Origin of the sequence: Amycolatopsis sp. 2-15 (assembly GCF_030285625.1) — a bacterium.
Classification (GTDB): domain Bacteria; phylum Actinomycetota; class Actinomycetes; order Mycobacteriales; family Pseudonocardiaceae; genus Amycolatopsis; species Amycolatopsis carbonis.
Map to the genome: position 1 here is coordinate 5662316 of NZ_CP127294.1, position 22348 is coordinate 5684663.

Genomic DNA, 22348 nt, shown 5'->3' on the forward strand with positions numbered 1-22348 from the left:
GAGATCACTCTCACCCCGGATCGCCGGAATCCCCCTCGTCATCCGGATCGTTGGATGCTGAAATCCAGCGTGGCTATCCCCGAGGAGAAGTGCATGAGCGACGACGGCACTGGATCCGAGCCCGGTCTGCGCATCGGACTGGTCGCGGAGTCGACGAAAACCGAGACCCGCGTCGCGCTGACGCCGGACACCGTGCGCAAGGCCATCGGCCTGGGTTATCGCGTGCTGGTGGAGTCCGGGGCCGGCGTGCGATCGGGGTTCGACGACGAGGCCTACGTGTCCGCGGGCGCCGAGGTGACGGCCGATCCGGTGTGGGACGCGGACCTCGTCGTCACCGTCAACGCGCCCGATCCGGGTGAGATCGAGAAGCTGCGTCCGGGCACGACCTTGGTGTCGATGCTGGCGCCGGCGCTCGAGCCGGACCGGCTGGCGGCGCTGGCCGCCCGCGGCGTCACGGCGCTCGCGATGGACGCGGTGCCCCGCATCTCGCGGGCGCAGTCGCTGGACGTGCTCAGCTCGATGGCGAACATCGCCGGCTACCGGGCCGTGATCGAGGCCGCGCACGTGTTCGGCCGGTTTTTCACGGGCCAGGTCACGGCGGCCGGGAAGGTGCCGCCGGCGAAGGTGCTCGTCGCGGGGGCCGGGGTCGCCGGGCTCGCGGCGATCGCCGCGGCCAACAGCCTGGGTGCCGTGGTCCGCGCGACGGACCCGCGCCCGGAGGTGGCCGACCAGGTCCGTTCGCTCGGTGGCGAGTACCTCGCCGTCGAGGTCGAGCAGGAGGCCAGCACCGACGGCTACGCCAAGGCGACCTCGGAGGCCTACGACAAGCGGGCCGCGGAGATCTACTCCGAGCAGGCCGCCGACGTGGACATCGTCATCACGACCGCGCTCATCCCGGGCCGGCCCGCGCCGAAGCTGTTCACGGCCGACCAGGTCGCGTTGATGAAGCCGGGCAGCGTCGTCGTCGACATGGCCGCCGCGCAGGGCGGCAACGTCGCCGGCACGGAGGCCGGCGAGGTCGTGACCACGGACAACGGCGTCACGATCATCGGCTACACCGACCTGCCGGGCCGGTTGCCCGCGCAGGCTTCGCAGCTCTACGGCACGAACGTCGTGAACCTGCTGAAGCTGCTCACGCCCGAGAAGGACGGCCGGCCGGCCCTCGACTTCGAGGATGTCGTGCAGCGCGGGCTGACCGTGGTCCGCGACGGCGAGGTCCTGTGGCCGCCGCCGAAGGTGTCGGTGAGCGCGGCTCCGCAGGCCGCGCCCGCCGCGCCCGCCAAGACGCCGGAACCCGAGAAGCCGCGTTCGCCGTGGGCGCGGGCGACGGTCGCCGTGCTCGGCGCGGTGGTCCTGTTCCTGGCGTCGGCGTTCGCACCGCCTGAGCTGGCCGGGCACCTCACGGTGTTCGTGCTCGCCATCGTGATCGGCTTCTACGTCATCGGCAACGTGCACCACGCGCTGCACACGCCGCTGATGTCGGTCACCAACGCGATCTCCGGGATCATCGTCGTCGGCGCGATCCTGCAGATCGCCGGCGCCGGGATCGCCACCACCATCCTGGCCGCGGCCGCCGTGCTGCTGGCCTCCATCAACATCGTCGGTGGCTTCATGGTGACCCGCCGGATGCTGTCGATGTTCTCGAGGAGCTGAGCGAGCAGTGCACGCTGAAACGTGGAAGTTGGCGGCGTACCTGATCGCTGCCCTGTTGTTCGTGGCCAGCCTCGCGGGGCTCGCCAAGCACGAGACCTCGCGCCGCGGGGTCTGGTTCGGGATCGCCGGCATGGCGATCGCGCTCGTCGCGACCGCGGCCACCGCGCTGGGGCTGGCGTCGGGGCTCGGCATCACGCTGCTGCTCATCGCGCTCGTGATCGGCGCCGCGATCGGCGTGTGGCGGGCGCGCGTGGTCGAGATGACGGGCATGCCCGAGCTGATCGCGCTGATGCACAGCTTCGTCGGCCTCGCCGCGGTACTGGTCGGCTGGAACGGGTTCCTCGAGGTCGAGGGGAACGCCACGCAGACCGAGCTCGTGGGGTCGCTGCTGGGCATCCACCACGCCGAGGTCGTGATCGGCGTGTTCATCGGCGCCGTGACGTTCACCGGCTCGATCATCGCCTACCTGAAGCTGTCGGCGCGGATCCCTTCGGCGCCGCTGCGGCTGCCGGGCAAGAACGTGCTCAACCTCGGCGCGCTGGTCGCGTTCGTGGTGCTCACGGTGTTCTTCGTGATCACCCCCGCCACGTGGCTGCTCGTGGTGGTCACGGTGCTGGCGCTGGCGCTGGGCGTCCACCTGGTCGCCTCGATCGGCGGCGGGGACATGCCGGTGGTCGTGTCGATGCTCAACAGCTACTCCGGCTGGGCCGCGGCCGCGTCGGGCTTCCTGCTGGGCAACGACTTGCTGATCATCACCGGCGCGCTCGTCGGCTCCTCCGGTGCCTATCTGTCCTACGTGATGTGCAAGGCGATGAACCGCTCGTTCATCTCCGTCATCGCGGGCGGCTTCGGCGCGCCGGCGTCCAGCGGCCCGGCGGAGGTCACGGGCGAGCACCGCGAGATCGACGCCGCCGGGGTGGCCGAGCTGCTGTCGAACGCGAGCTCGGTGGTCATCACGCCGGGTTACGGGATGGCGGTCGCGCAGGCGCAGTCGCCGGTGGCCGAGCTGACGCGGCGGCTGCGGGAGCAGGGCGTGAACGTCCGGTTCGGGGTGCACCCCGTCGCCGGTCGCCTGCCCGGGCACATGAACGTGCTGCTCGCCGAGGCGAAGGTGCCCTACGACATCGTCCTGGAGATGGACGAGATCAACGACGACCTCGCCGACACCGACGTCGTGCTCGTGATCGGGGCCAACGACACCGTGAACCCGTCGGCCGCGGAGGACCCGGGCAGCCCGATCGCCGGCATGCCGGTGCTGCGGGTCTGGGAGGCCGGCAACGTCGTGGTGTTCAAGCGGTCCATGGCGCCGGGCTACGCGGGCGTGCAGAACCCGTTGTTCTTCCGCGAGAACAGCCAGATGCTCTTCGGCGACGCCAAGGAGCGGGTGCAGGACATCCTCGCGGCGCTGCCGGCCCGCGTCGGCTGAGCCGGTACCACCACACCGCGACGACCACACCGCGCGACCACACCGCGCCGCCGGACCGGGGCAGACAGACCCCGGACCGGCGGCGCGGTGCTGTGTCCGGTGCCCACTGTGGACAGTCGGGCGCGGGTCCCGCCCGGGTTCGCCGACTCGGGCGACGAACTGTGAACGTTGTTCGACTTCTGTGTTACGGGGGTACTGCGAAAAGCAGGCTCGGGTGATTGTTCCGCCGTTCGAGTTGCGCCTTATTCGAACGTGTGGGAACGGGGAAACTCCGCCCGGACGGATCCGTTTCGCCCGACCGGGTGGCGGGTACAACCGTAAAAGGCCCCGCTGTCAAGGGCTTTGAGGGAATCAGGCACACTGACCGTGCTCGCGTTCGCACGGAAATCAGCACAGCCAAGAGGGGCGTTGCCATGACCGGCCGGCTCGGTATCGACGACGTCAACCCGACCGTCAGCTGCGGTCGGTACCCGGCGAAAGCCGTTGTGGGAGAACACTTTCCGGTCTCCGCCACGGTGTGGCGCGAAGGTCACGACGCCGTGGCGGCCACCGTCGCGTGGCGCGGCCCCGGCGACCGCGTGTCGCGCCAGACGCGGATGGTCGAGCGCGGCAAGGGCCTGGATCTCTTCGCTGCCGTGATCGTGCCCGACACCGAGGGCCTGTGGACCTACCGGGTGGACGCGTGGAGCGACCCGTGGGCGACGTGGGAACATGCCGTCGAGGTCAAGATCGCTGCGGGACAAGGACCCGAGGACCTCGCGAACGACCTGGAGAACGGCGCGCGGCTGCTCGAGCGCGTGTCCCGCCGGCCCGAGCGCCGCGGCGAGCGCGCGCTGCTCGCGGGTGCGGCGAAGGACCTCCGCGACATCGATCGCGATCTCGGCGAGCGCGTGGGCGCCGCGCTTTCGCCCGAAGTGCGGCACTTGATGCACGAATTCCCTGTGCGCGAACTGATCACCAAGGGTAAACCGCTCAAACTGTGGGTCGACCGCAAGCGCGCCGCCTTCGGTTCCTGGTACGAGTTCTTCCCAAGGTCCACGGGCGGCGTCGACGAGCACGGCAACGCGGTCCACGGCACGTTCGCCACCGCGGCGCGTTCACTCGACCGGGTCGCGGGCATGGGCTTCGACGTGGTGTACTTGCCGCCGATCCACCCGATCGGGCGAGTGAACCGCAAGGGACCCAACAACACCCTCGTCGCCACGCCCGAGGACGTCGGCTCGCCGTGGGCGATCGGCGCCGACGAGGGCGGGCACGACGCGATCCACCCGGACCTCGGCACGTTCGAGGACTTCGACGCCTTCGTCGCCCGCGCGGAGGAGCTCGGCATGGAGGTGGCGCTCGACCTCGCGCTGCAGGCCGCGCCAGACCATCCGTGGGTGCTCAAGCACCCGGAGTTCTTCACCACGCGCCCGGACGGCACGATCGCCTACGCCGAGAACCCGCCGAAGAAGTACCAGGACATCTACCCGGTCAACTTCGACAACGACCCGCGCGGCGTCTACGACGAGGTGCTCCGCGTCGTGCTCCACTGGGTGTCGCACGGGGTGCGCATCTTCCGGGTCGACAACCCGCACACCAAGCCGCCGGACTTCTGGGCGTGGCTGATCCAGTCGGTCAAGGACGCGCACCCCGACGTGCTGTTCCTGGCCGAGGCGTTCACGCGCCCGGCGCGGCTGTGGGGCCTGGCGAAGCTCGGCTTCACGCAGAGCTACACGTACTTCACCTGGCGCACGAGCAAGGAGGAGCTGACCGAGTTCGGCACCGACCTGGTCGAGCACTGGAACGAGGGCCGCCCCAACCTGTTCGTGAACACCCCGGACATCCTCCACGAGTCGCTGCAGCACGGCGGCCCGGGCATGTTCGCGCTGCGGGCGGCGATGGCGGCGACGCTGTCGCCGACGTGGGGCGTCTACTCCGGGTACGAGCTCTACGAGCACCAGCCGGTGCGCGAGGGCAGCGAGGAGTACCTCGACTCCGAGAAGTACCAATTGCGTCCGCGCGACTTCGAGCGGGCGCTGGCCGAAGGCCGCTCGCTGGAGCCGTGGATCACGAAGCTCAACACGATCCGCAAGACCCACCCGGCGTTGCAGGGCATGCGGACCCTGCGGTTCCACCACGTCGACAACGGCGCGCTGCTCGCCTACTCCAAACAGGACCCGGCGACCGGCGACACCGTCGTCACGGTGGTGAACCTCGATTCGCACGGTGCGCAGGAAGGCACCCTGTGGCTCGACCTGGAGTCGCTCGGCTTCGACTGGCACGAGCGGCTCATCGCCCATGACGAGGTCACCGGGGAGACCTGGGACTGGGGCCAGGCCAACTTCGTCCGGCTCGAACCGTGGCGTGCGGTCGCGCACGTCGTCGCGGTCCGCCGCCGGCTCGCGGCGTAGCCGGGCCCTGAACGATTTTCCAGCCACCCTGCACGCACGGCACGCGGCAGGGACGATCGAACGTACCGCCGACTGCGGGACGAGGTGGAGTTTGATGGACGACGAGAGCCGGCCCGACGCAGCTCTGGGCCTGGACGGTGTTCCGCACACGGGTGAGGCGATGACCGCCGAGGGCCTGCTCGTGGAACCGCAGGCGAACGAGTTCGCGCACGCCGAGGAAGCGCCGCGCGACCCGCACTGGTTCAAGGGCGCCGTGTTCTACGAGGTGCTCGTGCGCGCCTTCACCGACTCGAACGGCGACGGCACGGGCGACCTGCGCGGCCTCGCGAGCCGCCTGGACTATCTGGAGTGGCTCGGCGTCGACTGCCTGTGGCTGCCGCCGTTCTACGCGTCGCCGCTGCGCGACGGCGGCTACGACATCAGCGACTTCCGTTCGGTGCTGCCGGAGTTCGGCACCGTCGAGGACTTCGTGTACCTGCTCGGAGAGGCGCACCGCCGCGGCATCCGCGTGATCACCGACCTGGTGCTCAACCACACCTCCGACGCGCACCCGTGGTTCCAGCAGTCGCGTTCGGACCCGGACGGCCCGTACGGCGACTACTACGTGTGGAGCGAGGACGACTCGCGCTACGCCGACGCGCGCATCATCTTCGTGGACACCGAGACGTCGAACTGGACCTACGACCCGGTGCGCGGCCAGTTCTACTGGCACCGCTTCTTCAGCCACCAGCCGGACCTCAACTACGAGAACCCGGCCGTGCAGGAAGCGATGATCGACGTGCTGCGGTTCTGGCTCGACCTCGGCATCGACGGGTTCCGGCTCGACGCCGTGCCGTACCTGTTCGAGCAGGAGGGCACCAACTGCGAGAACCTGCCGCGCACGCACGAGTTCCTCAAGCGCTGCCGCAAGGTCGTCGACGACGAGTTCCCCGGCCGGATCCTGCTGGCCGAGGCGAACCAGTGGCCCTCCGACGTGGTGGAGTACTTCGGCGACCCGGACGTCGGCGGCGACGAGTGCCACATGGCGTTCCACTTCCCGCTGATGCCGCGCATCTTCATGGCGGTGCGGCGCGAGTCGCGGTTCCCGATCTCGGAGATCCTGCTGCAGACCCCGCAGATCCCGAGCGGCACGCAGTGGGGCATCTTCCTGCGCAACCACGACGAGCTCACGCTCGAGATGGTCACGGACGAAGAGCGGGACTACATGTACTCCGAATACGCCAAGGACCCGCGGATGAAGGCCAACATCGGCATCCGCAGGCGCCTGGCGCCGCTGCTGGACAACGACCGCAACCAGCAGGAGCTCTTCACCGCGATGCTGCTCTCGCTGCCGGGCTCGCCCGTTCTGTACTACGGTGACGAGATCGGCATGGGAGACAACATCTGGCTCGGCGACCGCGACGCGGTCCGCACCCCCATGCAGTGGACGCCGGACCGCAACGCCGGCTTCTCCTCCTGCGACCCCGGCCGCATCTACCTGCCGGTGATCATGGACCCGGTCTACGGGTACGAGGCCCTCAACGTCGAGGCCCAGTCGAACAACGTGTCGTCGCTGCTGAACTGGACGCGGCGGATGATCGAGGTGCGCAAGCAGCACCACGCGTTCGCCGAGGGCAACTTCGTGGACCTCGGCGGGTCCAACCCGAGCGTGCTGGCCTACAAGCGCCAGTGGCGCCGCCCGGACGGGCGCGAGGACGTGGTGCTGTGCGTGAACAACCTGTCGCGCTTCCCGCAGCCGGTGGAACTCGACCTGGCCGGCCACCGCGGCTCGGTGCCGGTGGAGCTCACCGGCGGGGTGCGGTTCCCGGAGGTCGGTGAACTTCCGTACCTGCTCACGCTGCCCGGACACGGGTTCTACTGGTTCCAGCTCCTCGAGCGGGAAGCCGAAGGCGAAATGAGGTGAGTGCCTTGAACGACCACGGGCACCTGGTCGAGCAGCTCGTCGCGGAGCTGCCGGCCTGGCTTCCGGCACAGCGGTGGTTCGCGGGCAAGGACCGGCCGATCACGGCCGTCCGCGCGCTCGCGTCCACGGTGCTGGTCGAAGGCGACCCGCAGCTGCTGCACGTGGTCGTCGAGGTGGTGCAGGGCGAGCGGTCCGAGCCCTACCAGCTGCTGATCGGGCGCCGTTCGCACCCGCCGGAGATCTCGTCGTCGGCGTGGATCGGCGCCGACGGCGGCCTCAACTTCTACGAGGCGAGCGGCGACGCGGACCTGACCGCGGTGCTGCTCGACCACGTGGTGGCCGGCGACCGCGTCGGCCCACTCGTGTTCGAGCACGAGCCCGGCGCACAGCTCACCGGCGGGCTGCGCGCGCGGCCCATCACCTCCGAGCAGAGCAACACGTCGCTGGTGTACGGCGGGCAGTACATCCTCAAGCTGTTCCGCAAGCTCAGCCCGGGGACGAACAAGGACCTGCTGCTGCACCGCGCGCTGCAGAAGGCGGGCTGCGAGCACATCGCCGAGGTCGTCGGCTCGATCACCGGCGAGCTCGCCGGTGAGCCGGCGACGATCGCGATGCTGCAGGTATACCTGCCCGACGCCGTCGACGGCTGGGCCATGGCCACCACGAGCGTGCGCGACCTGATGGCCGAGCCGGAGCTGCATCCCGACGAGGTCGGCGGCGACTTCGCCGGCGAAGCCGAACGCCTGGGCGCGGCGGTGGCCCACGTGCACACCGACCTCGCGGCGGCGCTGGGCGCGTACCCGGTGGACGAGCCGGAGCTCGACCGCACGGTGGCGGGCATGACCGAGCGGCTCGACCGGGTCGCGCGCGCCGTCCCGCAGCTGGCCGAGTATGTGCCCGCGCTGCACAAGGTGTTCGACGCGCTGCGTGAGCTGCCGCCGGGCCGGCCGGGGATCTCGATGCAGTACATCCACGGCGACCTGCACCTCGGCCAGGTGCTGCGCACGGTCGGCGGCTGGCTGCTGCTCGACTTCGAGGGCGAGCCGGCCGCGCCGCTGCAGGAGCGGCACGCGCTGCGGTCGCCGCTGCGCGACGTCGCGGGCATGCTGCGCTCGTTCGACTACGCGGCCCGGCAGCTGCTCGTGGGCCAGCCGGACGACCCGGCGATGACCGAACGCGCGCTCGAATGGGCGCGCCGCAACCGCACGGCTTTCTGCGACGGGTACGCCGGGGCCGCCGGCCCGATCGGCGACCCGCGCGAGCACGGAGAGCTGCTTCGTGCGTTCGAACTCGACAAAGCGGTGTACGAAGTGGCTTACGAGCACGCGAACCGGCCCGACTGGCTGGCCGTGCCCGTGGCGGCGATCGCCCGCATCGCCCATGGAGGTGAGTGAAGACGTGAACGCGGTTTCCCGGGATCTGCCCGCGGCGGCTCCGTCCCCGCAGGACATCGACCGGCTGCTGGCCGGCTCGCACCACGACCCGCACTCGGTGCTGGGCGTGCACGCCCAGGGGACGGTGGGCATCGGCAGCACGAGCCCCGGCACCATCGTGGCGCGCGCCTTGCTGCCGGGGGCGAAGTCCGTCTCCGTGCTGGCGGGGGACCGGCGGTTCCCGCTGGAGCGCGTGGCCGACGCGTTGTTCGCGGCTCCGCTGCCCGAGCACCCGGGCGACTACCGGCTCGAGGTCGACTACGACGGGCACACCGTCGTGGTCGACGACCCGTACCGTTGGCTGCCGACCGTCGGCGAGCTCGACCTGCACCTCATCGGCGAGGGCCGCCACGAACGGCTGTGGGACGTCCTGGGCGCGCACGTGCGCGACTACGACACGCCCCACGGCGCGGTCGAAGGCGTGTCGTTCGCGGTGTGGGCGCCGACCGCGCGCGGCGTGCGGGTGATCGGTGACTTCAACGGCTGGGAGGGCCGCGGCCACGCGATGCGCTCGCTCGGCTCGTCGGGCGTGTGGGAGCTGTTCGTGCCCGACGTGCCGGTCGGCTCCTGCTACAAGTTCCGGATCCTCGGCGCCGACGGGAACTGGCACGAGAAGGCCGACCCGATGGCGTTCGCCACCGAGGTGCCGCCCGCGACCGCGTCGAAGGTCACGAAGTCGGCCTACACCTGGGCCGACGACGAGTGGATCGCGACGCGGGAGGCCACGAACTGGGCCGACGCGCCGATGAGCGTGTACGAGGTGCATCTCGCCTCGTGGCGGCCCGGGCTGGACTATCGCGAGCTGGCCGACCAGCTCGCCGACTACGTGACCGACACCGGCTTCACCCACGTCGAGTTCCTGCCCGTGGCCGAGCACCCGTTCGGCGGTTCGTGGGGCTACCAGGTCACCTCGTACTACGCGCCGACCTCGCGGTTCGGCTCGCCCGACGACTTCCGCTACCTCGTGGACCACCTGCACCAGCGGGGGATCGGCGTGCTCGTGGACTGGGTGCCCGCGCACTTCCCGCGCGACATCTGGGCGCTCGCGCGCTTCGACGGCAGCCCGCTCTACGAGCACGAGGACCCGCGCCGCGGCGAGCAGCCCGACTGGGGCACGCTCGTGTTCAACTTCGGCCGCAACGAGGTGCGCAACTTCCTCGTGGCCAACGCGTTGTACTGGCTCGAGGAGTTCCACCTCGACGGCCTGCGCGTGGACGCCGTCGCGTCGATGCTCTACCTCGACTACTCGCGCAAGGACGGCGAGTGGCTGCCCAACGAGTACGGCGGCCGCGAAAACCTCGACGCCGTGCGGTTCCTGCAGGAGCTGAACGCGACCGTCTACAGGCGACACCCGGGTGTGGTGATGGTGGCCGAGGAGTCCACCGCGTGGCCCGGCGTCACGCGGCCGACGCACCTCGGCGGGCTCGGCTTCGGCTTCAAGTGGAACATGGGCTGGATGCACGACACGCTGCGCTACCTCGGCCACGAGTCCGTGCACCGCGCGTACCACCACAACGAGATGACGTTCTCGCTCGTCTACGCGTGGAGCGAGAACTTCGTGCTGCCGCTCTCACACGACGAAGTGGTGCACGGCAAGGGTTCCCTGTGGCAGCGCATGCCGGGCGACGACTGGAACAAGGCGGCGGGACTGCGGTCGCTGCTGGCGTTCATGTGGGCCCACCCGGGCAAGCAGCTGCTGTTCATGGGCGGCGAGTTCGGGCAGCCGCAGGAGTGGTCGGAGTCGCGCTCGCTCGACTGGCACCTGCTGGAGCAGCCGCTGCACCGCGGCGTGCAGGACCTGCTGCGCCGGCTCAACAGCATCTACCGGTCCACGGCCGCGCTCTTCAGCGGCGACGTGCGGTCGGAGGGTTTCCAGTGGATCGACGCCAACGACTCGGCCGGCAACGTGCTGAGCTTCCTGCGCATCGGCTCCGACGGCTCGCGGCTGGCGTGCATCGCGAACTTCGCGGGCGTCCCGCACCACGACTACCGCGTGGGCCTGCCCGCCACCGGGCGCTGGACCGAGCTGCTGAACACCGACGCCGAGGTCTACGGCGGGTCCGGGGTCGGCAACCTCGGCGCGGTCGAGGCGATCGACAAGCCGTGGCATGGCCTGCCGGCCTCGGCCGTGCTGCAGCTGCCGCCGAGCGGCGTCCTGTGGTTGCTGGAGGAGGCTACGGTTACCGCCGAGTGAGGCTGTCGGAAAATTTCTCACGTTAGTCCTTGCCGGTGAACAACCGGTCGGGTTAGCTTTGTTGCCATCCACAACAAACCCGGGGTGGCGCCGCCAGGCCGCCCCTCGAGTGACGAGGGATGACGACGATGAAGTCTCTGAAGACGCCTGCCCGGTGGCGGCTGCTGGCGATCCCGGCCGCGTTGGCGGTGGCGGGGGCGGTGACGCTCACGGCGACACCGGCCGGCATCGCGGCTCCGGCGAGCCCGGCCGCCACGTTCACCGACGACTTCGACGGGCCCGCGGGCAGCCCGGCCGACGGCTCGAAGTGGAACTACGAGACCGGCGACAACGTGAACAACCACGAGCGCGAGTGGTACACCTCCGGCGCCGCCAACGCGGCGCTCGACGGCCAGGGTCACCTGGTGATCACGGCGAAGAAGGAGAGCTCGGGCAACAACTGCTGGTACGGCCCGTGCCAGTACACCTCGGCGCGGCTCAACACCTCCGGCAAGTTCTCCACGAGCTCCGGCCACGTCGAGGTCCGCATGAAGCTCCCGCGCGGGCAGGGCATGTGGCCCGCGTTCTGGATGCTCGGCGGCGGCAACTGGCCGACCGACGGCGAGATCGACGTCATGGAGAACATCGGCAAGGAGTCGAACACCGTGCACGGCACGATCCACGGCCCGGGCTACTCCGGCGCCAACGGCATCGGCGCGGCCTACAACGGTCCGAACTTCTCCGACGACTTCCACACCTACGCGGTGGACTGGTCCATGAACAAGATCGTGTGGTCGGTGGACGGCAACGCCTACGAGACACGCACGCCGGCTGACCTCAACGGCAACAAGTGGGTCTACGACCACCCGTTTTTCCTCATCCTCAACCTCGCCGTGGGCGGCGACTGGCCGGGTGACCCGGACGGTGGCACGCAGTTCCCGCAGCAGCTCGTGGTCGACTACGTGCACGTGAGCTGAGCGTCCACTTCGGACGTCTCACCCGGACGGGGCACGCCACCGGACGCCTCCGCGAATTCGGGCCGTGGCGGCGGGCGGAGATCGGGCGGGCGCGGATCTCCGCGGCTTCGCCCGGCTCGACTTGCGGCGAGCCGGGCGAAGCTCCGGAACCCGGCGCGTCCGCCGGTGATCAGACCTGGCCCGGGCCGGGGTTTTCCGTTGCGGCGGCAGGAAACCCCGGCCCGGGCCGGAACCAGGCCTGCGGTGGCCGTCTGCAGTGGACCTACAGCCAGCCCCGGGCTTTCGCGTTCATGCCGGCCTGGAAGCGGGTCGTGGCGTTGAGCTCGGTCATCAGCCGCTGCACGCGCCGCTGCGTGGTGCGGGGACTCCAGCCGAGGGCGCGGCCGATGCCGGCGTCGGTCTGACCGGCGGCGAGGAGGGTGAGCAGCGTCGTCGTCTCGGGATCGCGGTCCGGCGCCGGGTCGGTGAGGGCCTCGGCGATGGGCACGGCGCGGTCCCACTCCGCTTCGAACAGCGTGACGAGCGCGTCGAGCAGGGCCGAGGCGTGGATGATGTAGGCCGCGTCCACGACGTGCGGTGAGGAACTGATCGGGATCACCGCGACCTCCTCGTCGGCCATCACCATCTTGATCGGCAGCTGCGGGCGCACGCGCGAGCGTTCGCCGTGGGTGCCGCTCACGAGGATGTCGTTGCGCAGCCGGCCGGCGACGGCGATCGCCTCCCGGTCGTAGATCACGCGGTAGGTGATGCCGGCCTTGAGCCGCCGGCGTTCCGGGTCGAGGTTCTCCCCAGGCACGCTGACGTACGGCGGCCGGTCGAACCCGCGGATCTGCGTGCGGGCCTCGTCCTGCAGCCGCCGCACGCGGACGTCGATGTTCTCCGAGCCGGTCACGACCTCGACGAGCTCGGCGGGGTGGGTGAATCGGCTGGCTTCGCGGTGCACCGCCATCAGGTCCTCGATCGCCGCGCGGGCGCTGCGCAGCTCGGCCGCGCGTTCGGCCGCGAGCGCACCCAGTGCGATGTCGGGGGCCGCGGCGAGGTAGCGCGCGGGCCGCCCGGGCACCCGGCTCGCCATGCCGCTCGCGGTGAGCCGGGAAAGCGCCCGCGCCACCTGCTGGGCGGAAAGTCCGCATTGTTCCACCAGGTCCACAGCTCGCGTGCGCGGATGGCCGAGCAGCGCCGTGTAGACGCGCGCGTCGGTGGCCGGGACGCCGAGTGCGTCGAGGTCCCGCAGCTGCTGGCGGGAACCCGCCACCTGGCGACTATTGGTCATGGTGGCTATCTTGCGCCACCTCGGCCACGGCTGGGAAATTGATCCGATCACTGGCCGACCGCACAGTGTTCTCCACCCTCTACCCCTGTGAACTCCCCGTCCCCCGACCCGAAAGGGAGCCAGGTGCCCCGCGCCCGAACGATCCCGTTTCGCCGTGTCCTGACCGCTGTCACCGCAGCCGTGACCCTCGCCGGTCTCGCCGTCGGACCGGCCACCGCCGCACCCGAGCCCGATCAGCCACCACCGTCGAGACACGTCGCGATGCCCGACGGCGGCGCCATCACCGTCGACCCCGACGGCACCGCGACCCGCACCGACGCCCACGGCAAGCCGCTCGGCAAGACCGTGCTCGCGCTGCCACAGGGGACTTCTCCTCTCGGCTCGCTGGCACCGACCGACGACGCCGTGCGCGCCGCCTTCACCCGGAGCGCCACGCCCGAGCAGCCGAGTGACGTCCTCGTGCAGCTCGCTGCCTCCACCGCCGTGACCGGCGCGCCGCTCGCGGCCGGTCGCCGCGCGGCCAAGACATCGGACAACGGCGTCAACGCCGCTCTGTCCGCGGTCGGCGCGACCTCCGTCGAACCGGTGTTCCCCGACGCCACCGACGTGCCCGCGCTGGCCAAGACCGTGCTGGTGCACCTGGCCGACAGCTTGCACACCGACGCCGCCGTGCAGAAGCTCGCCGCGACGCCCGGTGTGGTGAGCGCGCAGCCCGACCGCCGCGTTTCGGCGATGTCCACCGGTCCCGTGCCCGTGCCGCAGCCGGCGGTGAAAGCGGCGAAACTGCCGCAGGCGCACCAAAAGCCGGCGGCCGGCCTGCCCTCGAACTACGGCGTGACGTCGTCGGCGCAGAGCTACCTCAACGCGGGCGGCACCAACGCACTCGGCGCGTACAGCCTGCTGCACGGGAAGCTCCCGGGCAGCGGCGAGATCATCACCAACGTCTCGCTCGGCGACCTCACCGACCAGAGCATGGCCGACGCGGGCGACACCTACGTCCGCAACTACGGCCCGACCACCGTCGTGCAGGGCGGCCAGCGCTACCTCGACGTGCCGTCGATGCCGCTGATCCCCACCTACACCGCCGACTCCTCGGGTCGGCTCGACCCGCTCGGCTCCGTGGAGAACCAGGACCCCGCGCTCGGCGAGGTGCTGCTCGACTTCGGCGTGATGGCCCCGTTGCCGCACGACGCGCAGCGCGCCGGCGCCCGGGGCGACGGCTTCACGGACCTGCTCGGCATCGCGCCCGGCGCGCAGTACCGGCTCGTGGTGCCGCGGGAGCCGACGCTCGACCAGATCTCCGTGGCGCTGCTGGCCGCCGCGCGCCAGACGCCGCGCCCGGACGTGATCACCGCGAGCCTCGGCGTCGGCACCGACAGCGCGGGCTTCCCGGGCCGCTACCTCGAAGACGACCCGGTGGCGCAGGCCGTGATCTCGACGATCGTGAAGCAGTACCACATCGTCGTCACCATCTCCTCCAACGACGGCACGCGCCGCTACACCCCGGCCGCGGTCGGCCCGGACGGCGGCAGCACGCCCACCGACGTGACGCGCGACGCCCGTGCCACCACGGACATCGCCGACGACCAGTTCTCCACCACGCCGACGAAGGTGCTCGACAGCGGCGCGATCGCCGTCGGCGGCACCACGCTCGACGACACATTGGCCGTGCCCCAGCAGGCCGGCGGCGCGGCCGCGCACAACCCGACCTTCGCCACGACCCGCACCGACGGGGGCGGGAACTTCTCCTCGGGCTTCGGCACGCGCGTGGACGTTTCCGCGCCCAGCGATGGCATCCTCGTCGTGGAACACACGCAGCGCGGCGGCGCGCAGGACGTGACACCGGTGCTCAACGGTGGCACGTCGGCGTCCGCGCCGATGACCGCGGCCGCGGCGGCGGTGGTGCTGCAGGCGGCGAAGCTGGCCGGCCGCTCGCTGAGCCCGGCCGACGTCCGCTCGGTGCTGCAGCACACGGCACGACCGGTCGCGTCGCCGCCGCAGATGGACCAGCCGGTGACGGTCGGTCCGCAGATCGACGTGACCGCGGCCGTGCAGTCGGTGCTCGGCGGCCGTCGGGGTGACCCGGCGATCGCGGGGGTTTCCGTGGCGCACCGGGTGACCGTGGGCGGGCTCGGCGGTTCCTTCACCGAGAACGCCGACGGCGGCCGCATCGACCTCGACACCGGTGGCACGGGGGAGGGCCTTGTCGGCCCGGTCACCGTCGGCGCCGACGTGGTGGGCGCTCCGGCGAACGCGACCTACGCGGTGAAGATCCACGGGCACGAGTTCACCTCGAACGTGCCTGCCGTGCGGCTGAGCCCGAAGGAAATCCTGGCGGCGGCGGGACTTCCGGTGGTGTCCACAGAGGATCGTTCGGTGCCCGTCACCTTCGAGGTCCGCTCGGGCCACCGCGTGGTCGCGTCGGCACCTCAGACGCTCACCGTCGGCCCGACCGACGGCACCTACGCCGAGGCGCTCGCCCCGGTGGCGCCGGCGACCGTGGCCGTGGGCAAGGAAGTCCGGGTGCACTACGACCTCACCGGCGTGCGGAACCTGTCGAACCCGCAGGTGGTCGTGTCCACGCTGGGGCACTGGAACCCGGTCAGCGCGCCGCTGTTCGGCACGGGGTTCGTCGCGCCGATCACCGCGAGCACCGGTGACGTGGTCGTGCCGGCTTCGGCCTTCGCCGGCGGTGCGGGCGTCTACGGCATCGGGTTCGTGCAGCGTTCGGTCACCGGCACCGCCGGCGACCCGACGTACGGCGAGTTCACCGCGATCCGCGTCGGCGGCGCGGCGCAGCGGCCCGACGCGCCGATCCTCACGGCGGGTGGGACTTCCGGGCACTTCGCGGAGATCACGCGGGCCGCGCCGGCGTTCTCGCTCGGCTACGACGTGCGCGGCGTACCGGGCGCGACGGGCGCCGCGGTGGAGGTGTCGGCTCCGGCGCCGACGTTGTACAACTCGCTCAACACCGTGACCAACGCCAACGGCGACCGGCGCGACCAGGGTGGCCCGAGCGCGGGGTCCGTGGCGTACCAACAGCTTCCGGCGCGCAACGGGGTCGCGAAGCTCGACGCGGTGAAGCTCGGGCTGGGTGGTTCGGTGGCCTACGACGTGCGCGTGCTCGCCACCGACCGGCACGGCAAGGTGCTCGGCCAGGCGTCGCCGACGTCGTTCCTCGCGGTCGACGACGGCTACGCGCCCGGCACCGCGGTGGTGACGAGTTTCGCGGCAGCTCAGGGTATGTCGTACACGGCGCTGCGCACGCCCGGCGGTGGTGAGTCGGTGCAGGAGTACGACGCCGTGAAGGGCGCGTACGGGCGGGTACTCACGTCCGACGCGTCCGGCGACGGCGGCTACCAGGTGCTCGGCGCGGACGCTTCGGCGCACCGGCTGGCGTTGCTGCACTTCACGAACGCCGGGTGGACGCTGGAAACCTACGACACGACGTCGTTGCAGCGGGTGGCCTCCGTGACCGCGGACGGCTACTCCGTGCAGGGCGGCCGCGTGGACGCGACCCGGCACCGCGCGGCGATCCTGGCCAAGCGGACCGCGGACAACATCGACTTCGTCCTGCCGCTGACACTGGCCGACGGCGCCCTCGGCACGCCGCTGCTCGCTGACCCGCCGGGTGCGGTGGCGGGCGCGTTCAAGATGATCGAGCTCGACCAGACCACCGGGCTCGTCTACCTCGCACGCACCGGCGGCGGCCCGATCTGCTTCGGCGGCGGCGCGGCCTCCATGGCCAGCGTCAACCTCGACTCCGGCGCGACGACCTTGTCGGGCGCGGGCAGCATCTGCGCGAACGCGATGGCCTACGACGAGGGCGCGAACCGGCTGTACCAGCTCGTGTACCGCTCGGTGAGCCTCAACATCGTCGGCACCACCTCGCTGGGCTCGATCGCCGGCGACACGCTGACCGCGGGGGAGTCGTACACCGTGCGCCAGCAGCAGGCGGCCTTCCTGGCGGTGGACGGGGTGCACCACCTCGGCCTGGTCGCCTTCCGCACGCCACCGGTGATCTCGCAGTTCGGCAAGGTGGGCGGTGTGATCACCGACAACAACGCCACGAGCCAGCTCGCGGTGATCGACCTGGCGACCGGCAAGCAGCTGTCGGTGGTCTCCGGGCTGAACTTCGTGTCGAGTCCCTTCGGCGGCGAGTACAACTCGCTGACAGAGCGCTCGGTGCAACTCGACCCCGCGACGCGCACGGGCTGGGTGCCTTCGTATGACGGGAGGCAGTTGCAGCAGTTCCGGTACTGAGATTCGGTGTTTGCGGCGGGGCCGGTCCGAGGTGGACCGGCCCCGCTGTGGTGTGGGTGGGCAGGACGGGCAGCCTTGGGGCGGCGGTTCGGCGGCTCGCCGGGGTTCGGTGCGGGCGGGCAGGAAGCGCGCCCTCCCGCGACGGCGGTTCGCTGTGGTCCGGAGCGGCCGGTCCTGACACGCGGCTTCGGGATCGGCGGTTGGCTGTGGGGCGGAGCAGGCGGAAAGGCGGTTTCGCGCTCCGCGGCTCGCCATCGCCGGTGCGGGTAGGCAACAAGCGCGACGTCGGGGCCGGCCGTTCGCCGCGGGTCGGCCCGCGTGGGGCGGGTGGTGTCACCGTTCGGCGGCTTGCCGGGGTCCGATGTGGCCGGTGTGAGTGGGCAGGAAACGTGCCTTCGCAGGCCGGCCGTTCGCCGTGGTCCGGCGGCGCGGGTTAGATCGGGATCATGAACGGAGCTTTGGCGGGCAAGATCGCGGTCGTCACGGGTGCGACGCGGGGCGTGGGCAAGGGCATCGCCCTCGAGCTGGGGACGGCGGGGGCGACGGTGTACGTCACGGGCCGCACCGCCGAGCCCGGGCCGTTGCCCGGCACGCTCGCCGAGACGGCCGCCGAGGTGACCGCGCTCGGCGGCACGGGCATCGCCGTGCGGTGCGACCACCACGACGACGCCCAGGTGGAGGCGGTCTTCGCGCGCGTCGCCGAGGAAGCGGGCCGGCTCGACGTGCTGGTCAACAACGTGTTCTCCGCGCCCGACCTGGCGGCCTGGCTGAACCGGCCGTTCTGGGACCTGCCGCTGACCGCGTGGGACGAGGTCCTCGGCATCGGCGCGCGCTCGCACTACGTGGCGAGCGTCTTCGCCGCCCCGCTCCTCTTCGCCGCGGGCGGTGGCCTGATCGCGAACATCTCGTCGTCCGGCGCGGCGGCCTACCAGCAGAACACCGTCTACGGCGTCGGCAAGGCCGCGGTCGACAAGATGACCGCCGACATGGCGCTGGAACTGCGCGACCGCGGCGTCGCGGCCGTCTCGATCTGGCCGGGCCTCGTGCGCACCGAGCTGCTCGCCTTCGCCGGCCGCCCCACACCCGACGGCCGCACCGTCCTGGACATCCCGGGCGCCGGCGAGTTCGACCTCGCCGCGGCGGAGTCCCCGCGCTTCGTCGGCCGCGGCGTCGCGGCCCTCGCGGCGGACCCCGCCGTGCTCACCCGCTCGGGCCGCGTCCACACCACCACGGACCTCGCCACGCACTACGCCTTCACCGACCTCGACGGCACGCTGCCGGGCGAGGTCGCCGCGTCCTGAACCGCGGGATCCGGTTGCTGTGGTGCGGTTTCGCGCGGTCTGGAGCCAAGCGATGCCGTGCGCTCCACGACAGGCAATTAAGGACAGTCTCACTGATCCCAGGGATGCAGGGCGCTCCAGGTGCCTCCGGCCGCTGCGAAGACCAGCGCCGAGCCGTCGAAGACTTCCTCGGCGCTCTCCGGGTGCAGGTTCCCGAAGCGTTCGGCGCACAAGTCGACCTGCAGCAGGCCGTCGAAGCGGGTGAACTGCGGGGGATCGTAGAGCACCCACGATCCCCCGATGTTCTCGTCGATGCGGAACCGTCGCACGCCGAGCAGGTCCAGGGATACCGGTTCCCCGCGGAGTTCTTCCCAGCGGCGACCCTCGCTCAGGACTCTGGCGTCGATCACGAGCCGGACGACCCGCAGCCCACGACAAGCGCCGGCGTCCCGTCATCGACAGGGCGGATATTGCCTGATGCGCGGGTCTGATGGAGCGGTGGACCAGTATTCTGTTGCGCCAGCCGGCCGGGTTGGGCCAAGCGTCGGGATTGCAGCAGGCGACCGGGTAGGCGAAGCCGGAGCGCCGCCGCATCCGGGTCAGGCGAGAACTGGCGGGCGCGTGCCGTCAACGGCGACGCGTTTGAATTGGCGGCCAGGCCGTCCATCGTCCGCTCGGACATCAGGGCGTGCTCGGACACCGCGACCAAGGAAGGGCGCCCCGGCGGTTGCCGAGGCGCCCTTCGCCGCGATGGAAGCGATCAGCCGCCCATCTTCTTCACGATCTCGCTCATGTCCGCGATCTGGTCGGCCGGGGGAGCGGTGATGGTGACGGGGGCGCCCCAGTCGCTGTATTTGAGCGTGGTCTTGCCCAGGCCGGCGCCGCCGGCGCCCTCGGCCTGTGTCAGCGCGGTCTCGTCCATCGTGATCTGCCGCGGGAGCTGGTTCTTGTCCACCCAGAGTTCGGTCGGGAGCGTGATGTGCTTGCCCTTGACCTGCTGTTCGAGCTTGTCCTTGGCCGCTGCCGGCATGAACGAGGTGAACTTGTCCAGCATCTTGTCGAGATCGAGCTCCACCTTGTAGTGGTTCACTTTCTCGCCGTCCAGGGTGGTCTGGTCGGAGCTGACGATCCGGCCGGCTTCAGCGATCCGGTCGAGCAGCTCGGTCGGGTCGCTCGCCTCGGAGGTCGAACCCATGCTGCCCGACATCGCCTGCGACAGCGGGTCGTCGGCACCCGGCGTGATCTTGAGCCATGGCTTGTCGGTGCCCATCTGGCTCGCCTCGCCTGGCGGAATCTTCACGTACAGGGTCTTGTCGACGATCCGCAGCTCGGCCTGCTGGCCTTCGACAGTCTCGGTCAGCGAAAGCTCGATGTTGCCCGGCTGGAACAAGTAGTCGCCTTGGGCCGTGACCGTCTTGCCGGCCGCGTTCGCCACCAGCGAGACTTTCGCCGACTTCGACTTCTGCGTGCCCTGCTTCGAGGCGGCCGACAATTCCAGCACATTCTGGAACGGCGCGGCGAGCCCGAGCTCCGGTTTGTCACCGGCGCCCGATGTCGTCCCGTTCTGGCCCTTGGCACCACAGCCCGTCAGCACGAGCGCCAGCGCGGCGCCCGCGGCGACGACGAAAGTGGTTCTGCGCATGCAATCTCCCTGGGAGGTCATTGGTTCACCCGCATATCGCCGTGGTGGCCCGGCGGTTACGCCGTTTCGGTCACGATTCGGGGACGCCGTTCGGCCGAAGCTGCGTTCCTGTGCTGCTGTGGTGGTTTGGTCCGGGACGGGCCATTGGGTGCACGTTGACGTTTTCCGGATGATTTGGGTCCAGCCATCACGGCCGGCCTTCTTTCGTGACTCTGCATGGCGGCAGCAGGCATAGCCTCCATATGGGCAGCAATCGCGCAATACGGATCCTGATTTCCTGCCGTTGTCGACGGGAAGTGGCTGCCGCGGCCACGGACGGCGAAGCCTGACTTCGCGTTACCGAATCCACCGCCGCGGGAACCTTTCCGGTGGCGGCGACCGTTTTGTTACCCGCCGATCCGAGAGCCGACCTCCAACGGGCGCCGACCCACGGCCGAAAACCCGGGCGATATGCCCCTCAGTTTTACCGATATGACCGAAAAATCCCCGACATACGGCGATACATCTCCGCAAGTTCACCGCACGGGCCGAGGCGAACACCACTCTCGACAACTGCTTAGGTTTGCCTAAGCTCATGGTGCCCGACCTGCCGGGCAGTCCTCTTGAGTCCGGAAAGGACCTTCGCCGTGAGTACCCCTGTCACTCGAGCCGTGCCTGTCGCGGGTTCCGTGTCCCCCACCTTCCGGCGGCTGCGCGCCGCTGCCGTCGCCCGGATCGTGTTCGGTGTGGTGTGGGCGATCGACGCCACGTTCAAGTGGCTGCCGGGCTTCGTGCACGGCCAGACGCTCGGCAAGGAGCTGGGCAAGGCCGACAAGATCACCATCCCCGTGGTGCACCAGTGGCTGGAGCTGTGGCACACCGTGGCGAACTGGAGCCCGGCGGCGTTCGCCGTGGGCACCGCGGTGATCGAGACGCTGATCGCGCTCGGGCTGATCTTCGGGGCGTTCTCGAACCTCGTGTTCATCGGGAGCGCGGTGTTCTCGTTCGGCATCTGGTCGGCGGCCGAAGGCTTCCACCTGCCGTGGAACGCGCCGGGGATGACGGACCTCGGCCCGTCCGTCGGCTACATCTTCGCCTCGCTCGGCCTGTACTACGCGGCCGCCGGATCCGTGTGGAGCGTGGACGCGGTGCTGCAGCCGAAGCTCGGCAACCTCTCCTGGCTGGCCGCCAAACCGGCCACCGTCTAGTCCGAGCCGCCGCCGGACCGCTCGTGGCCGAGGTCGAGCAGCTCCTCGAAGAACCCCCCGATCCGCCGTTCGCGGTCGACGAGGTGGACCTCGAGGATCCAGTGCGAAGTCTGCCCGTTGCGGTCCGGCCGGCGCATCGGCCGGTCGCTGCCCGGCGCGATGTAGGACTCGATCCGCTCGCCGTCGATCGTCTCGTGCGGGAACTGGCCCACGAGGTGCCCGGAGTGCGCGCCGCCGAACTCCCAGCCGGCCTCGGCGGCGAGCTTGGTGACGTGCTCGTACAGCTCGGCGCCGGTCACGTCCGGGTGCGCCTCGAAGTACTCGCGCCCGGCCTGCCACACCACGGGCAGGCTGTCGCGCAGCCGCAGCTTCACAGGGTCGTCGCCGAGCACGAACGTCCGCCCGAAGTCGGCCTCGAACTCCTCGAAGATCGGCCCGAAGTCGACGAACACGATGTCGTCCTCGGCGATGACGCGGTCCGGCGGGTTCTCCCGGTACGGCCGCAGCGTGTTCTCGCCCGCGCGCACGATCCGCTTGTGCCAGTAGCGATCCACCCCGAACAGCTCCGCCGCGAGGTCGCGCACCGCGTCACTCGCCTGGGTCTCGCGCACGCCGGGCGCGAGCAGCCCGCGCCGCTCGACCGCTTCGAACAGCTCGACGGCCTTGGCCTGCGCGTCCAGCAACCGCGCCGCGCGCTGTGCCTCGTCCTCGATCAGCTCACCCATGACCCCGACGGTAACCACCG

Annotated in this window: 14 protein-coding genes; 10 read left to right on the plus strand and 4 right to left on the minus strand. The window is 70.6% G+C overall.

The window, feature by feature from the left end; translation table 11 throughout:
• Positions 1-93: 93 nt before the first annotated feature.
• From QRX50_RS28030 to QRX50_RS28060, 7 genes are all read left to right on the plus strand, one after another.
• Positions 94-1653, plus strand: coding sequence for a Re/Si-specific NAD(P)(+) transhydrogenase subunit alpha (locus tag QRX50_RS28030; RefSeq protein WP_285966140.1), 1560 nt, complete (start codon positions 94-96; stop codon positions 1651-1653).
• 7 nt (positions 1654-1660) lie between these two features.
• Positions 1661-3079 (plus strand): Re/Si-specific NAD(P)(+) transhydrogenase subunit beta, encoded by a 1419-nt coding sequence (gene pntB, locus QRX50_RS28035; RefSeq protein ID WP_285966141.1) that lies wholly within the window; start codon positions 1661-1663, stop codon positions 3077-3079.
• 413 nt (positions 3080-3492) lie between these two features.
• Entirely contained in the window at positions 3493-5472 is a 1980-nt protein-coding gene (locus QRX50_RS28040; RefSeq protein WP_285966142.1) for an alpha-1,4-glucan--maltose-1-phosphate maltosyltransferase, read from the plus strand.
• Positions 5473-5566: 94 nt separating this feature from the next.
• Complete coding sequence (treS, locus tag QRX50_RS28045) at positions 5567-7375, plus strand: maltose alpha-D-glucosyltransferase (RefSeq protein WP_285966143.1); 1809 nt, start codon at positions 5567-5569, stop codon at positions 7373-7375.
• Positions 7372-8769 carry a maltokinase N-terminal cap-like domain-containing protein gene (locus QRX50_RS28050; protein WP_434533148.1) on the plus strand — a complete coding sequence of 466 codons (1398 nt, stop codon included), beginning with the start codon at positions 7372-7374 and terminating at the stop codon, positions 8767-8769. The genes treS and QRX50_RS28050 overlap by 4 nt, the downstream gene beginning before the upstream one ends.
• Before the next feature lie 4 nt (positions 8770-8773).
• Positions 8774-11002 (plus strand): 1,4-alpha-glucan branching protein GlgB, encoded by a 2229-nt coding sequence (gene glgB, locus QRX50_RS28055; RefSeq protein WP_285966145.1) that lies wholly within the window; start codon positions 8774-8776, stop codon positions 11000-11002.
• 128 nt (positions 11003-11130) lie between these two features.
• Complete coding sequence (locus QRX50_RS28060; RefSeq protein WP_434533149.1) at positions 11131-11958, plus strand: glycoside hydrolase family 16 protein; 828 nt, start codon at positions 11131-11133, stop codon at positions 11956-11958.
• A gap of 262 nt (positions 11959-12220) precedes the next feature.
• Here the strand turns inward: QRX50_RS28060 and QRX50_RS28065 are convergent, their stop codons facing one another.
• Positions 12221-13231, minus strand: a complete 1011-nt coding sequence (locus QRX50_RS28065) for a helix-turn-helix domain-containing protein (RefSeq protein WP_285966146.1) — start codon at positions 13229-13231, stop codon at positions 12221-12223.
• 123 nt (positions 13232-13354) lie between these two features.
• Between QRX50_RS28065 and QRX50_RS28070 the strand changes: the two genes are divergently transcribed.
• Both QRX50_RS28070 and QRX50_RS28075 read left to right on the plus strand, forming a co-directional pair.
• Positions 13355-17494, plus strand: a complete 4140-nt coding sequence (locus tag QRX50_RS28070; protein WP_285966147.1) for a S8 family serine peptidase — start codon at positions 13355-13357, stop codon at positions 17492-17494.
• Positions 17495-17940: 446 nt separating this feature from the next.
• Complete coding sequence (locus QRX50_RS28075) at positions 17941-18795, plus strand: SDR family NAD(P)-dependent oxidoreductase (RefSeq protein ID WP_285966148.1); 855 nt, start codon at positions 17941-17943, stop codon at positions 18793-18795.
• A gap of 89 nt (positions 18796-18884) precedes the next feature.
• Here the strand turns inward: QRX50_RS28075 and QRX50_RS28080 are convergent, their stop codons facing one another.
• Together QRX50_RS28080 and QRX50_RS28085 are read right to left on the minus strand one after the other, a co-directional pair.
• Positions 18885-19184, minus strand: coding sequence for a hypothetical protein (locus QRX50_RS28080; RefSeq protein WP_285966149.1), 300 nt, complete (start codon positions 19182-19184; stop codon positions 18885-18887).
• A gap of 350 nt (positions 19185-19534) precedes the next feature.
• The gene (locus QRX50_RS28085; protein ID WP_285966150.1) at positions 19535-20416 is read right to left on the minus strand and encodes an SCO4651 family lipoprotein; all 882 of its coding nucleotides are present in this window, start codon (positions 20414-20416) and stop codon (positions 19535-19537) included.
• 626 nt (positions 20417-21042) lie between these two features.
• On the opposite strand from QRX50_RS28085, the gene QRX50_RS28090 reads away from it, so the two are divergent.
• The gene (locus tag QRX50_RS28090; protein WP_285966151.1) at positions 21043-21603 is read left to right on the plus strand and encodes a hypothetical protein; all 561 of its coding nucleotides are present in this window, start codon (positions 21043-21045) and stop codon (positions 21601-21603) included.
• On the opposite strand, the gene QRX50_RS28095 is transcribed toward QRX50_RS28090, so the two are convergent.
• The gene (locus QRX50_RS28095; protein WP_285966152.1) at positions 21600-22328 is read right to left on the minus strand and encodes a M24 family metallopeptidase; all 729 of its coding nucleotides are present in this window, start codon (positions 22326-22328) and stop codon (positions 21600-21602) included. The two genes, QRX50_RS28090 and QRX50_RS28095, sit on opposite strands and share 4 nt — an antisense overlap.
• Between the last annotated feature and the right edge of the window lie 20 nt (positions 22329-22348).

Bases quoted from the DNA above. Each gene is read 5' to 3' on its own strand.
- QRX50_RS28030 (WP_285966140.1), top strand. From the start codon at position 94: ATGAGCGACGACGGCACTGGATCCGAGCCCGGTCTGCGCATCGGACTG.
- QRX50_RS28040 (WP_285966142.1), top strand. From the start codon at position 3,493: ATGACCGGCCGGCTCGGTATCGACGACGTCAACCCGACCGTCAGCTGC.
- treS (WP_285966143.1), top strand. From the start codon at position 5,567: ATGGACGACGAGAGCCGGCCCGACGCAGCTCTGGGCCTGGACGGTGTT.
- QRX50_RS28060 (WP_434533149.1), top strand. From the start codon at position 11,131: ATGAAGTCTCTGAAGACGCCTGCCCGGTGGCGGCTGCTGGCGATCCCG.
- QRX50_RS28065 (WP_285966146.1), bottom strand. From the start codon at position 13,231: ATGACCAATAGTCGCCAGGTGGCGGGTTCCCGCCAGCAGCTGCGGGAC.
- QRX50_RS28075 (WP_285966148.1), top strand. From the start codon at position 17,941: ATGAACGGAGCTTTGGCGGGCAAGATCGCGGTCGTCACGGGTGCGACG.
- QRX50_RS28085 (WP_285966150.1), bottom strand. From the start codon at position 20,416: ATGCGCAGAACCACTTTCGTCGTCGCCGCGGGCGCCGCGCTGGCGCTC.
- QRX50_RS28095 (WP_285966152.1), bottom strand. From the start codon at position 22,328: ATGGGTGAGCTGATCGAGGACGAGGCACAGCGCGCGGCGCGGTTGCTG.